The organism is Streptomyces sp. NPDC088350 (assembly GCF_044753545.1).
Classification (GTDB): Bacteria; Actinomycetota; Actinomycetes; order Streptomycetales; family Streptomycetaceae; genus Streptomyces.
The window spans coordinates 213688-227273 of record NZ_JBIVNL010000008.1; the positions used below are offsets into that span (position 1 = coordinate 213688).

The window sequence follows — 13586 nt, forward strand, 5'->3', positions numbered from 1 at the left end:
CAGCCCATGGCCTACCCCCCCGTCAGAGAGGCCCCAGAGCGTGTCCAGCTTCCTCAGCAGACGACGTGTACTTGCCGGCGGAGCCGGTGCCGCCCTCGGGATGAGCGCGCTCGGTGTCGCGGGCACTCCCGCCGCCGCTGCCCCGTCCCTCCGGTCCCCGCGGGAGGAGACCAGGACGCTCGACGAGCTGTACCGGGCCGCTCTCGCGGACGGCGGCAGGCTCGTGATCTACGCCGGCGGTGACACGTCGACCCAGCAGGACGCCACCAAGGCGGCGTTCAGGAAGCGCTTCCCCGGTATCGACCTGACGCTGGTCGTCGACTACAGCAAGTACCACGACGTCCGCGTGGACAACCAGTTCGCGACCGGCACCCTCGTACCCGACGTCGTACAGCTCCAGACCCTGCAGGACTTCACGCGCTGGAAGGAGCAGGGCCGGCTGCTGCCCTACAAGCCGGCCGGGTTCTCCAAGGTCCACGACGGTTTCAAGGACCCGCAGGGCGCCTGGGTCGCCATCGCCGCGATCGCCTTCAGCTTCCTGTACGACGTCGCCGCGGTCGGCGCGGACGCCCCGAAGTCCCCGCTCGAACTGATCGACCCGAAGTGGAAGGGGAAGATCGCCTCGTCGTACCCGAACGACGACGACGCGGCCCTCTACCTCTACACGCTGTACGCGCAGCGGTACGGCTGGGAGTGGGTGGCCGCGCTCGCCGGGCAGGACGTGCGGTTCGCCCGGGGCAGCAACTCCCCGGGAGACGCCGTCTACGGCGGGCAGCGGGCGATCGGTATCGCCACGGCGGGCACGCTGGTCTCCACGTCTCCGGCGAAGTGGGTCGTGCCCGACGGCCACCCCTTCATGGCCTGGGGCCAGCGCGCCGCGATCCTGAAGCAGGCCAAGAACCCGACGGCCGCCAAGCTGTACCTCAACTGGCAGCTGTCCAAGGCCCAGCAGCAGGCGTCCTTCAACGGCTGGTCGGTACGCACCGACATCACGCTCCCCGCCGGACTGAAGCCGATCTGGGAGTACCCGAACGCGAACATCGACGGCTTCCCCCGCTTCATGGCCGACCGCGCGGCGGTCGAGCGCTGGAAGCAGACCTTCGCCCTCTACTTCGGCGAGGTGAAGGGCGATCCCTCGCCGGGCTGGCTGGGACTGCACCCGGGCGCGTGACGGAACCCACCGTTCACACCGGTCATACAGGTGGTCGATAGACTCGGGAGCCCTGTCCGGATCTTTCGTCCCAAGGGGATCTGCCGTGACCGCTCGCGCTCCGCTGACCGCTCGCGGCAGTCGGCACACCCTGGACCGCGTCTCCCACCTCGCGTTGTTCCTCGTCGTCGGGGCGGGCCTGGTCCGACTCGCCCTGATCGACGACCCGTTGTGCTGGTACATCGTGAGCCTCAGCGGGGCACTGGCCCTGGTGTACGCGGGCGGGCTGACGTGGTGGGACCGGCTCGGGCCGTTCGGCAGACGCGCCTGGATCCCCGTACTGCTCGTGCTGTGGACCGTTCTGACCTTCCTCACCCGGGCGCCCCTGATGACCGCCTACGTGTGGTGCGCTGTGCCGCTCGCCTGCGCCGCCCTGCGCGTGCTCGGCCGGCGCGCCGCCGTGGTGACGGTGGCCGTGATCACGGTCGTACTCGTCGGCGTGCTCGTCCGGTCCGCGGACCGGTTCGATCCCGAAGTCGTGCTGGTCCCCGTCGCGGCGGTGTGGGCGACCGTCGCCCTCTACCGGAACCAGCAGCGGGACGCGGCCGTCCGCCAGCGGCTCGTGGAGGAGCTGCGGGCCACGCGGGACACCCTCGCCGAGCAACAGCGTGCGGCGGGTGTGCTGGCCGAGCGGACCCGTATCGCCCGCGACCTGCACGACACGCTGGCCCAGGAACTCGCCGGCAGCGTGATGCTGCTCCAGGCCGCCCAGCGCGACTGGGACGAGCGCCCGGACCAGGCACGTACCCGGGTCCGTGCCGTGGTCGACGGCCTCGGCGCGAATCTGACGGAGACCCGGCGGATCATCCGCGATCTCACTCCCGCCGCCGTCGCCGAGGAAGGTCTGGAAGGCGCACTGCGTCTGCTGTGCGCCCGGTCGAGGACGGAAGGCGTCGGAGTCCGGGTCCAGTTCCGCGCGGTCGGCGCGTATCGCCCGGAACTCGACGAGCACGCGGCGACCACCCTGTTCCGTGTCGCCCAGAGCACGCTGGCGAACGTACGCGAACACGCCCGTGCGGGCAGCGTGTGGGTCACCTTCCGGCGGCACAGGGATCGCGTGGAACTCGAAGTGACCGACGACGGGCGGGGCTTCGACCCCGCAGCGGCCTTCGCGGCCGATGCCCGCGCGGACCGCGGATTCGGGCTGCCCGCCGCCAGGGCACGACTGCGGGAGTGCGGCGGAGACCTCGACGTGAGCAGCGTGCCGGGACGGGGGACCAGGGTCCGCGCCACCGTGTTGGCCCCGTCCCGGATCGAGTCGCTCGCACCTCTCACCGCGGTGTCCGTCTCATGACCGCCGGACCGCTCCGCCTCCTCGTCGCGGACGATCACACCGTCGTACGGGCCGGGCTGCGCGCCCTGCTCGACGGCGAGCCGGACCTCGACGTGGTCGCCGAGGCCGGCAGTGGTGAGGAAGCCGTACGCCTGGCGGCCCGGTTGACGCCCGATGTCGCGCTGATGGACCTGCGGTTCGCCGGGCCGGGCACTGCGATCGACGGCGTCGAGGCCGTCCGTCGGCTCGCCGCCCAGGCTCCCGGTGTGGCGGTGGTGATGCTGACCAGCTATGCCGGACGGGCCGATGTCGTACGGGCGTTGGAGGCGGGCGCGCGCGGCTATGTGCTGAAGGCGGGGCCGCCGGAGGAACTCTTCCAGGCGGTCCGTACGGCCGCCGCCGGCTCGGTCGGGCTGGCGGCGGAGATCGTCGGCGAACTCGTCGGCCAAATGGTCGATCCCGCGCAGGAGTTGACCCGGCGCGAGGTCGAGGTGGTCCGGCTGATGGCCGAGGGGCGCAGCAACCGGGCCATCGCCGAGGCGTTGTTCCTCAGCGAGGCCACGGTCAAGACCCATCTCGTGCGGATCTACCGCAAGTTCAGGGTCGACAACCGGGCGGCGGCCGTGTCGGAGGCCGTCCGCCGCGGGCTGCTCGAACTCAGCTGACGGGCCGGCGTACCACGGCGACATCCCGGGGGGAGAGCACGGGGAAACCGTCCTCGCCCGCGCTGCCGACCAGCAGTTCCCCGGACAGTCCGGTCAACGGCACTGTCCCGTCGGTCCGGTTGGCCAGGAACAGATAGCGGCTGTCGCTGTCCCGGCGCACGGTCAGTTCGACAACTCCCCGTGCGCCGTCCGGGAGTTCACTGGTGACCTCGGCGGGCGCGAGCAACTGGGGGAGCAGACCGGCGAGGCCGTCGCGGCCGAGCCGCGTGGAGACGTACGCCGCCGAACCCCCGCCCACCGCACGGCGGGTGACGGCGGGGCGGCCGGTGTGCGCACCGCTGCGGTAGTGGGCCAGCACCTCCACCTCGGGGTCGGCCAGTGTGATCCGGTCGGTCCACAGGGAGCCCGTGGCGGTGTCGCCGAGGTCCAGCTCGACCGTGTCGCCGTCGAGCAGCGGGCCGAACTCCTCGATGCGGATGCCCAGCAGGTCGCGCAGGGCGCCCGGATAGCCGCCGAGCCAGACGTGGTCGTTCTCGTCGACGACACCGGAGAAGTACGTGGAGACCAGGTGGCCGCCCTGCTCGACGTACCGCGTGAGTTCCTTGGAGAGGGCCGCCGGGATCATGTGCAGCACCGGCGTGATCACCACGTCGTAGCGGTCCAGGGCGGTCTGCGCGGTGACGACGTCGGCCCGGACGCCGAGGTCGAGGAGGGCGGAGTACCAGTCCAGGGCCTCCTGGCGGTAGTCGAGCCGGTCGGTGGGGTGCGAGTCCTGCTCGCTCGCCCACCAGGACTCCCAGTCGAAGACGATGCCGACCCGGGCCGTCTCGCGGTCCGTGCCGGCGACCGGGGCCAACGTCCGCAGCGTGCGGCCGAGTTCGGCCACCGCGCGGAAGACCTCGCTGTCGGCACCGGCGTGCGGCACCATCGCCGAGTGGTACTTCTCCGCGCCGGCGGCCGACTGGCGCCACTGGAAGTAGCAGACGGCGTCGGCGCCGTGCGCGACGTGCAGCAGCGAGTCGCGGGCCAGGTCGCCGGGCCGCTTGGCCACGTTGACGGGCTGCCAGTTGACGGCACTGGTGGAGTGCTCCATCAGGAACCACGGCTTGCCGGCGGAGATGCCGCTGACGAGGTTCGCGGAGAAGGACAGCTCGTCGCGGTCCTGCGAACCCGGCGTGACGTAGTGGTCGTTGGAGACGAAGTCGATCTCGGCGGCCCAGTCGGCGTAGTTCATGCCCTTGGTGTTGCCCATCACCATGAAGTTGGTGGTGACCGGCACATCCGGGGTGATCTCGCGCAACAGGTCGCGCTCCGCGCGCAGATGGTCCTTGAGCGCGTCCGAGGAGAAGCGCTTGAAGTCGAGCTGCTGGGTGGGGTTCGGGAAGGACGCGGCCAGCCGGGGCGGCAGTATCTGCTCCCAGTCGCTGTACCGCTGGGACCAGAACGCCGTGCCCCAGGCCTGGTTGAGCGTGTCGATCGTGGTGTAGCGGGCGCGCAGCCAGTCGCGGAAGGCGCGGGCCGCGTCGTCGGAGTAGTCGTAGACGTTGTGGCAGCCCAGCTCGTTCGAGACGTGCCAGGCCACGAGCGCGGGGTGGTCGGCGTACCGCTCGGCCAACTTCCGCACCAGGCGCAGCGCGTGCTCGCGGAAGACCGGCGAGGTGGGACGCCAGTGCTGACGGCCGCCCGGCCACAGGGTCTCGCCGGCGGCGGTCACCGGGAGGATCTCCGGGTGCTCCGTGCTCAGCCACGGCGGCGGGGACGCGGTGGCGGTGGCCAGGTCGACGCCGATGCCGCCCGCGTGCAGCAGGTCCATGATCTCGTCCAGCCACCCGAAGTCCCATGCGTCCCGGGCGGGTTGGATGCGGGCCCAGGAGAAGATCCCCAACGAGACGATGTTGACGCCGGCCTCGCGCATCAGCCGGATGTCCTCGTCCCACACCTCGCGCGGCCACTGCTCCGGGTTGTAGTCGGCGCCGTAGGCGAGGCGGGGGGTGGTGTCACCGTCCGGCCCGTGCCGCAACTGGGACAGGAGGGTGGAGATCATGGTGGTCCTTCCGGTTACTGCACAGGCGATTCGAGAGGTGTGGTGGATTCCGGGCGGCCGCCGCCGAGTGAGCTGCTGCTCGGCGGCGGCTCCCGAGGAGGTGCCGGTTACTTCGAGCGGGTCACTTCGAGACCGTGAAGCCCTGCTCGTTGCCGTACTTGACGGAGGCGTCCTGCCAGCTCTTCAGACCCTGAGCCAGCGTGGTGCCCGAGATGTAGGCCTTGCCGACGGTGTCGTTGAAGATCGAGTTGGCGTACTGCTGGAAGGGCAGGTACGACCAGTCGGAAGCGACCTCGGACGCGGACTGGGCGAAGATCTTGTTGGCCTGCTGCCCGCCGAAGTACGGGAACGCCTTGTTCTGGAACGCCGCGGACTGCTGCTCCGCCTTGGTCGCCGGGAAGGCGCCCTGGTCGACGCGGGTCTGGACGCCGGCGCCGGCGTTGGCGTACTCGACGAACGCGTAGGCGAGTTCCTTGTTCTTGCCCAGCGTGGGCAGGGCGAGGGACGAACCGCCGTTCTCCGCGCTGGCCTTGCCGCCCGCGGTCCACTGCGGCATCGGGGCCGCGCGCCAGTCACCGGAGGCACCGGCCACACCGCTGACGAAGTTGGCGGGCATCCATGCGCCGGTGGTCAGGGTGGCGATGGTGCCGTCACCGAGGCCCTTGTACCAGTCGTCGGTCCAGCCGTTGATGGGCGCGACGAGCTTCTCGGTGATCAGCTTCTGCCAGGTGTCGGTGAACTTCGTGGCGGCAGCGTCCTCGAAGTTGATCGTCACTTTGGTGCCGTCGACCTTGTAGGGGTGCGCACCGGCCTGCCACAGCATGCTGGTGGTGAAGCCCGCGTCACCGGCGTCGGCGGCGATGTACGCCTTCGGGTCGGCCTTGTGCAGCTTGCGGGCCGCGACGACGTACTCGTCCCACGTGGTCGGGACGGCGATCTTGTACTTGTCGAAGACCTTCTTGTTGTAGAACATCGCCATCGGGCCCGAGTCCATCGGCAGGCCGTAGACCTTGTCGCCGTCGCTCACCGCGTTCCACGGACCGGCCGTGTACTTGGAGGCCAGCTTGTCGGCGCCGTACGGCGTCAGGTTGGTGAGGCCCTTGGTGAGGGAGTACTGGCTGAGCGCGAAGTACTCGACCTGGGCGACGTCCGGGACGCCCTTGCCGGCCGCTATCGCGTTCGACAGCGCGGTGTAGTGCTTGTCGCCCGACCGGTCGCCGACGAGGTTGATCTTGACCTTGGGGTACTTCTTCTCGAAGTCGGCGGCGACCGTCTTCAGCGTGGGCTCCCAGGCCCAGACAGTGACCGAGCCGCCCTTCTTGAGAGCCGCCTGGATGTCGGAGGCGGAGACCGCCTTGGAGCTGGAGCCGCTGTCGTCCGAGCTGCCGCACGCCGTCGCCCCGAGGGAGAGGACGGAGAGGAGGGCGAAGCCGCGCAGCAGGCGGCTGGTGGTTCTGCGCATGGAGGTGCTTCCACTTCTTCGTGGGTGGGACTTCTTGAGGGTTGGGTTATTCCTTGACGCTTCCGGCGGCGAGACCCGACTGCCAGTACTTCTGCAGCAGCAGGAACGCGGCGATCAGCGGCACGATGGTGAGCAGCGAACCCGTGATCACCAGGTTGAAGATGACGTCACCACCGATCGTCTGGGCCTGGGAGTTCCAGGCGTCCAGGCCCAGGGTCAGGGGGTACCAGTCCGGGTTCTTGATCATGATCAGCGGCAGGAAGTAGTTGTTCCATGTCGCGACCGTGGTGAACAGCAGGACCGTCACGACACCGGGGGCGAGCAGCGGCAGCGAGACCTGGAAGAAGGTCCGCACCTCGCCCGCTCCGTCGATCCGGGCGGCCTCGAGCAGTTCGACGGGGATGGCCTCGGTGGCGAACACCCACATCAGGTACAGGCCGAACGGCGAGACCAGCGAGGGGATGATCACCGCCCACGGGGTGTCCGTGAGCCCCATCTTGCTGAACATCAGGAAGGTCGGCACCGCGAGGGCCGTACCGGGGACGGCGACGGCGCCGATGACCACGGCGAAGATGGCGCGCTTGCCGGGGAAGTTGAACTTCGCCAGCGCGTACCCGCCGAGGATCGACAGGAAGGTGGCACCGCCGGCGCCGAGCACGACGTAGAGCAGGGTGTTCAGCAGCCAGCGGACGAAGATGCCGTCGTGGTAGGTGAACGTGTCGTGGATGTTGGACCAGAGGGCGAAGTGGTGGGCGAACCACAGGCCGTTGGAGTCGGCGAGTCCCGCCTGGGTCTTGGTCGCGTTGATGACCAGCCACAGCAGCGGCACCACGGTGTAGACCAGGATCAGACCGGTGAGCACGGTCAGCAGCACGCTGCGCTTGGGGCGCCCGGGGGAGTGCTTCTTGCGGGGCGTGCGCAGGCGGGGCGCGCTCCTGGGACCTCCGCCGGACGCGGCGGGCGCGGACGGGGAGTCGGTGGTGACGGGGGTGCTCATGGCTCAGGCTCCCTTGCGCATGCCGCGAAGCTGCACGACATAGGCGATGACCATGGTGATCAGCCCCATGATGATGGCGACCGCCGCGGAGTAGTTGTGCTGCTGTCCGTTGAAGGACAGCGAGTACGTGTAGAAGTTCGGCGTGTAGTCCGTTGTGATCGCGTTGCGCGCCAACGGCCGCAGGATGCTCGGCTCGTTGAAGAGCTGGAAGCTGCCGATGATCGAGAAGATCGTCGCGATGACGAGGGCACCTCGGATCGCGGGGAGCTTGATGGCCGTGATGACGCGGAACTGCCCGGCACCGTCGATCTCCGCCGCCTCGTACAGCGAGTTCGGGATGACCCGCAGCGCGGAGTAGAAGATAAGCATGTTGTAGCCGACGAACTCCCAGGTGACGATGTTGCCGATCGACGCCAGGACCAGGTTCGCGGACAGCGGGTCGGGCAGCGTGATGTCGAACGCGCTGTTGATGTCACCCACCAGACCGAACTGGGTGCCGTACATGAAGCCCCACATCAGGGTGGCGACCACGGCGGGCACCGCGTACGGCAGGAAGATCGAGATCCGGAAGAAGTCCCGGCCGAAGAGCCGGCCGCTGTCCAGCGCGAGCGCCACGAACAGCGCGATGCCGAGCATGATCGGCACCTGGATCACCAGGAACAGCGAGACCCGCTCCAGGGAGGACCAGAACTGGTCGTCCTGGAAGGCCTGCTTGTAGTTGTCCAGGCCGACGAAGTGGTTTCCGCCGATGAGCTGGTTGCGGTACAGGCTGAGGTAGATCGAGTACACGATCGGAGCCAGGAAGACGAAGGCGAAGACCAACGCGAAGGGTCCGATGAAACCCCACCCTGTCCAGGAACGGCGGTCCCGTTTCGCCGAGGGCCTGTCAGGGGGCCGAGTCGCGGCCGCAGGGGGCTGAAGCGTCGTCATGTAGTTCCTCGCTCGTCCATCTCGGAACCGGCGTCATACGCCGTCGCGATGGTTGCGTAAACATCCAGGTCCAAGAGCGCCTCGGCCTGTTATGTTTACGTAAACATCTGATGGCGGCATGTCTACACTGCCCCAATGTCGGTGGTCAAGGGTCGTTTGGGGAAACACGACCGAGGCGATCGGATCGATATGTGAGGGAGACCGGTGGACACAGCGGACGGTGCCTCGGCCGGCACCGAGGAATCACGTAGACGTACCGGGAAACGGTCCTCGCGGCGCGCGCCGAGCGCGTCCATGGCGGATGTCGCGCGCGTCGCCGGCGTCTCGTCGCAGACCGTGTCCCGGGTGTCGAACGGCTACGAGGGCGTCAACGAGGAGACCAGGCAGCAGGTCCTCGCGGCCATGAAGGAGCTGGGCTATCGACCCAACAGCGCGGCCCGCGCCCTCAAGCGCGGCGAGTTCCGCACCATCGGCGTGATCACCTTCAACCTCTCCACCACCGGCAACATGCGCACCCTGGAGGCGATCGCCACCTCCGCCGCGCACGAGGGCTACGCCGTCACGCTCCTGCCGGTCGCCGTGCCCACGCAGGACGAGGTGCGCGGCGCCTTCTCCCGGCTGGGCGAACTCGCCGTCGACGCCGTCATCGCCATCATGGAGGTCCACCTCCTGGACGCGGCGACGATCTCCCTGCCGCCGCACGTCCAGGTCGTCGTCGCGGACTCCGACGCGGGTGACCGCTACAGCGTGGTCGACACCGACCAGAACGGCGGCGCGCGGGCCGCCGTACGCCATCTCCTCGACCTCGGACATCGCACGGTCTGGCACCTGGCCGGCCCCCAGGAGTCCTTCGCGGCCCAGCGCCGGGCCGACGCCTGGAGCGCCGAACTCACCGACGCGGGGCGGCCTGTACCGCCCGTCGTGCGCGGCGACTGGTCGGCGGAGTCCGGCTACCGCGTGGGACTGGAACTCGCCCAACAGGCCGACTGCACGGCCGTGTTCGCGGCCAACGACCAGATGGCACTGGGCCTGCTGCGGGCCCTGCACGAGCGCGGCCGGCGCATCCCCGAGGACGTCAGCGTCATCGGCTTCGACGACATCCCCGAGGCCGGCTCCTTCCTGCCGCCGCTGACCACCGTCCACCAGGACTTCGCCGAGGTGGGACGCCTGTGCGTGGAGGGTGTCCTCCGGCGGATGCATCAGCGCAACGACGAGCACGGCACCACGCTGGTGCCCACCCAGCTGGTGATACGCGACAGCACGGCACCGCCCGCCGCACACACGTCCGGCCCCCCTGCCTGAGCAGGAGGGCCGGGGCGTCGGGTCGGTACGGTCAGGCCGTCGTCTCCGGGCGGCCGGGCCGGGACCAGTGGGTGTGGAACGTACCCGTGCGGTCCGTACGGCCGTAGGTGTGCGCGCCGAAGAAGTCGCGCTGGCCCTGGAGCAGGGCCGCCGGCAGCCGGTCGGCGCGCAGTGTGTCGTAGTGGGACAGCGCGGCGGAGAACGCCGGCACGGGAATGCCGCGGCGCGCCGCCGAGGCGACGACCTCACGCCAGGGGACCTGCGCGTCGCCGATCTCCCGCGCGAAGCCCTCCTCGCCCAGCAGGCTGACCAGACCCGGGTCGGCCGTGTACGCGGCGCGGATGCGGTCGAGGAAGGAGGCGCGGATGATGCAGCCGCCGCGCCAGATCCCGGCGACCGCGGCGAGGTCGATCGACCAGCCGTACTCGGTGGCCGCGTCCTGGATCATCTTCCAGCCCTGGTCGTAGGCGATGACCTTCGAGGCGTACAGCGCCTGTTCGACCTGGGCGGTGAAGCGGTCGGCCTCGGTGCGGCTCAGCGGGGGAGTGGTGCCGCCGGGCAGCCCGCGGTAGGCCGCGCGCAGGGCCGCCTGGCTGGAGGAGGCGCGGGCGAAGGTGGCCTGCGCGATCGCGGTGACCGGCGAACCCAGCTCCAGCGCGGTCTGCACGGTCCAGCGACCGGTGCCCTTCTGGCCCGCGGCGTCCTTGACGATGTCGACGAACGCCCCGCCGGTCTCCGCATCGGTGTGGGCGAGGACCTCGGCGGTGATCTCGATCAGATAGGAACCGAGCCGCCCCTCGTTCCAGCGGCGGAAGACGTCCGCGATCTCGGCGGGGCTGTAGCCACCGACCTGGCGCAGGAGGTCGTATGCCTCGGCGATGAGCTGCATGTCGGCGTACTCGATGCCGTTGTGCACCATCTTGACGAAGTGCCCGGCGCCGTCCGTCCCGATGTGCGTGGAACAGGGCTCGCCGTCGACCTTCGCACTGACGGACTCGAACATCGGACCCAGCACGGCGTACGACTCCGCCGAACCGCCGGGCATGATCGACGGCCCGTTCAGGGCGCCCTCCTCGCCGCCGGAGACACCGGCGCCGACGAAGTGGAGGCCCTTCTCGCGCAGGGCCGCCTCGCGGCGACGGGTGTCGGCGAAGTGCGCGTTGCCACCGTCGATGATCATGTCGCCGGGCTCCATGAGCGCGGCGAACTCGTCGATCACGGCGTCGGTGGCCGGGCCGGCCTGCACCATGATCATCAGGCGGCGGGGGCGTTCGAGCGCGGCCACGAACTCCTGTGCCGTCTCGGCCGGCACGAAGGCGCCCTCGTCGCCGTACTCCTTCATCAACTCATGGGTGCGGTGCGGCGATCGGTTGTGGACGGCGACCGTGTAGCCGTTGCGGGCGAAGTTGCGGGCCAGGTTGCGGCCCATCACCCCCAGGCCGGTGACGCCGATCTGGGCGGTGGCGTCGGGTGCGGAGCCGTTCGGTGCGGATGCGTTCATGGGGTGCCTGTTCTCCGGGTCGGTGACGTGACGGGTCGGCGCGGGGCGCCCATGTCCGCAGGTACGTCTGTGATCACGAATTGACTCGAAGTCCGGGAACCCGATTCGGAATTCGTTCCGGCGTCCGGCTGTCGGACCAGGTCTCAGCAGCCCGTTCCGGTCGGTGTGAACTCCACGCGCGCGTGCTCGTCCGCGGTGCGGGCCTCGTCGTAGGCGGAGCGCGTGACCCGGTACCAGACGCCGTCCTTGGCGGTGTCGCCGCCGACGTCGTCGAGGCTCACGCACCACCGTTCCCTGCGGACGACCCGGGTGTACGTCTCGGTGCCGCTGTGCACCTTCGCGCACTTGCGGTACCGCTCCGTGGTGTACCAGGTGCGGGTCTTCTTCTTGGTGCCGGTACCCGAACTGGACGTGTGCCGGACCCGTTTGGTGGCGGGCGTGCACTTCGTGACGGTGTGCGGCCGGGTGGCTCTCGTCGTCTTCTTGGCGAGGTGCCGGACCGAGTTCCGGAGTCCGGTCACGGTGTCGGGGGTCGGCGCGGGCTCCCGTGCGGTGCTCGCGCTGCTCTGACTGTCACCGGACGCGGAACTCGTATCGCCCCCGCTCCCGCCGCCGCACGCGCCGAGCGCTCCGATCAGAAGTGCCGTCAACCCGGCTGTTATCAGGCGCTTGTTGAACATGTTCCCCCGCTGTCAGTGTGGTGGAAGCGGTCAGCGTAGCCGAGCCGGACTCGCGGCTGTCCGCCCGCCGCTACATGGCCCCCGCGACGGCCGGAACCTTCGCGGCGACCGGGAAGCGGGTCTTCAGCGCGGGCGCCCGGGTGGGCCGCGGGGCCTTCGTCCTGCGGCCGGCGGCGAAGACGTACAGGCGCAGCAGCAGGAAGCGGGCGAGGCCGGCGAGACCGGAGGCGCTGAGGTACACGATCTGCTCGGTGAGCATCCCGGGCGACGACTGCACCAGGTGCAGGACGAACATCGCGGCGCAGGTCACCACGTAGGCCGCCGCGGCGGAGCCCGCCGACTGCCAGTGCTGGCGCCATCCGGCGTGCCGGCCCGACCCGAAGGTGAAGCGGGCGTGGAGCTCGGTGCACAGGAGGGTGGAGGCGATGGTGATCAGCGCGTTCGCCAGCGCCCAGGGCAGCCGCTCGGCCAGCAGTGCCACGGCGCCGCTGGAGAGGAGCCCGACACCGCCGCCCAGCAGCACGAACCGGGCGAAAGAGGCGAGCGGTCCGGGGGCGGCCGGGGTCCGGGGCGCGTCGTCCATGGCGGTCTCCATCCGCTCCGTACGCTGCGCCTCGGTGAATCGGCCGCGTAAGTTTGCTTGACTTACTCAACTATAGCGGATTGCTTGAGTTACGCAAGTAGATTTTGCGGAGGGTGTCGCCGGGGATCGCGCGTGGGGGATGCCGGTCAGTGCGTACGGCGACCGAGGAAGCCGTCCACGAGCCGGTCGAGGAAGTCCTCGTCGATCGGCTCACCCGTCACGAGGACGCGGTAGTAGAGCGGCCCGACGAGCTGATCGGTCTCGGCCGCGAGGTCGAGGTCGGCGGCCAACTGGCCCAGCTCCACGGCGCGTTCGAGCGGCAGGCGGTCGCGCCCGCGCTGCTCGTCGAGATAGCGCGCCCGGAAGTCCGCCGCGAACGCCGGGTCGTGCTGGGTCTGCGCGATCAGCGCCCGGAAGACGGCTCCGGGGTCGGACCGGCCCAGGAAGTCGGCCAGTTGACCCAGATAGGCGCGGAGGTCGAGGGCGAGGTCGCCGTGGTCCGGCCGGGTCAACTCCTCGGCGAGGTCCTGGAGGAAGGCGTCCACGAGGACGTCGGAGCGGTACACGGTCTGCTTGGCGACACCGGCCCGCGCCGCGATGCCCTCCATGGTGAGCCCCGCGAAGCCCTTCTCGACGAGCAGCCCGTCCGTCGCCTCCAGCACCGCCTGCCGTGCCTGCTCGCTGCGGCCGTGCCGGTTGCCGTGGTGGGAACGCCCCTGCCTCCCGGCGGCGCTCTCCTCGGCGGCTCCTGCCGCGGATCCCAATGTCCTCGCCTTTCACGTCATGGGCCGTCGGCTCGGCCACGCACGATACGTCGCGCGCGCTCCGGAGGGCGCCGGCCCGTCCGGCCGCAGAGCGTTGCGGGGCACGGCCACACCGTAGACGGACTACGTATTTCTCACGATGCCCAGGGACCTCGGCCCATGCGAAGATCACTCC

At 69.9% G+C, this 13586-nt stretch carries 12 protein-coding genes; 4 read left to right on the forward strand and 8 right to left on the reverse strand.

Features of this window, described 5'->3' with window-relative positions; genetic code table 11:
* The first annotated feature begins 40 nt into the window (after positions 1-40).
* From ACIQBL_RS28650 to ACIQBL_RS28660, 3 genes are all read left to right on the forward strand, one after another.
* Positions 41-1171, forward strand: a complete 1131-nt coding sequence (locus tag ACIQBL_RS28650) for an ABC transporter substrate-binding protein (protein WP_401946127.1) — start codon at positions 41-43, stop codon at positions 1169-1171.
* 85 nt (positions 1172-1256) lie between these two features.
* Positions 1257-2504, forward strand: coding sequence for a sensor histidine kinase (locus tag ACIQBL_RS28655; protein WP_401946128.1), 1248 nt, complete (start codon positions 1257-1259; stop codon positions 2502-2504).
* Positions 2501-3148: a response regulator gene (locus tag ACIQBL_RS28660; RefSeq protein ID WP_401946129.1), complete on the forward strand. Its 648-nt coding sequence runs from the start codon at positions 2501-2503 to the stop codon at positions 3146-3148. The genes ACIQBL_RS28655 and ACIQBL_RS28660 overlap by 4 nt, the downstream gene beginning before the upstream one ends.
* Here the strand turns inward: ACIQBL_RS28660 and ACIQBL_RS28665 are convergent.
* The 4 genes from ACIQBL_RS28665 to ACIQBL_RS28680 all read right to left on the reverse strand — a co-directional run bounded on the left by ACIQBL_RS28665 (position 3141) and on the right by ACIQBL_RS28680 (position 8581).
* On the reverse strand, positions 3141-5192 hold the full coding sequence (locus ACIQBL_RS28665; RefSeq protein WP_401946131.1) for a beta-galactosidase: 2052 nt from the start codon (positions 5190-5192) through the stop codon (positions 3141-3143). The two genes, ACIQBL_RS28660 and ACIQBL_RS28665, sit on opposite strands and share 8 nt — an antisense overlap.
* A 121-nt stretch (positions 5193-5313) precedes the next feature.
* Positions 5314-6654: an ABC transporter substrate-binding protein gene (locus ACIQBL_RS28670; RefSeq protein WP_401946132.1), complete on the reverse strand. Its 1341-nt coding sequence runs from the start codon at positions 6652-6654 to the stop codon at positions 5314-5316.
* A gap of 46 nt (positions 6655-6700) precedes the next feature.
* Positions 6701-7651 carry a carbohydrate ABC transporter permease gene (locus tag ACIQBL_RS28675; protein WP_401946133.1) on the reverse strand — a complete coding sequence of 317 codons (951 nt, stop codon included), beginning with the start codon at positions 7649-7651 and terminating at the stop codon, positions 6701-6703.
* A 3-nt stretch (positions 7652-7654) separates the two neighbouring features.
* A complete protein-coding gene (locus ACIQBL_RS28680) occupies positions 7655-8581 on the reverse strand; it encodes a carbohydrate ABC transporter permease (RefSeq protein ID WP_401946134.1) in 927 nt (308 codons plus the stop codon).
* A gap of 294 nt (positions 8582-8875) precedes the next feature.
* Between ACIQBL_RS28680 and ACIQBL_RS28685 the strand changes: the two genes are divergently transcribed.
* A complete protein-coding gene (locus ACIQBL_RS28685) occupies positions 8876-9883 on the forward strand; it encodes a LacI family DNA-binding transcriptional regulator (protein WP_401946135.1) in 1008 nt (335 codons plus the stop codon).
* A gap of 31 nt (positions 9884-9914) precedes the next feature.
* Here the strand turns inward: ACIQBL_RS28685 and gndA are convergent, their stop codons facing one another.
* From gndA to ACIQBL_RS28705, 4 genes are all read right to left on the reverse strand, one after another.
* Positions 9915-11384, reverse strand: a complete 1470-nt coding sequence (gndA, locus tag ACIQBL_RS28690) for an NADP-dependent phosphogluconate dehydrogenase (protein WP_401946136.1) — start codon at positions 11382-11384, stop codon at positions 9915-9917.
* Positions 11385-11527: 143 nt separating this feature from the next.
* Positions 11528-12064, reverse strand: a complete 537-nt coding sequence (locus ACIQBL_RS28695) for a hypothetical protein (RefSeq protein ID WP_401946137.1) — start codon at positions 12062-12064, stop codon at positions 11528-11530.
* Between the two features lie 70 nt (positions 12065-12134).
* A complete protein-coding gene (locus ACIQBL_RS28700; RefSeq protein ID WP_401946139.1) occupies positions 12135-12659 on the reverse strand; it encodes a GtrA family protein in 525 nt (174 codons plus the stop codon).
* A gap of 134 nt (positions 12660-12793) precedes the next feature.
* Positions 12794-13411 (reverse strand): TetR/AcrR family transcriptional regulator, encoded by a 618-nt coding sequence (locus tag ACIQBL_RS28705; protein ID WP_401946140.1) that lies wholly within the window; start codon positions 13409-13411, stop codon positions 12794-12796.
* Between the last annotated feature and the right edge of the window lie 175 nt (positions 13412-13586).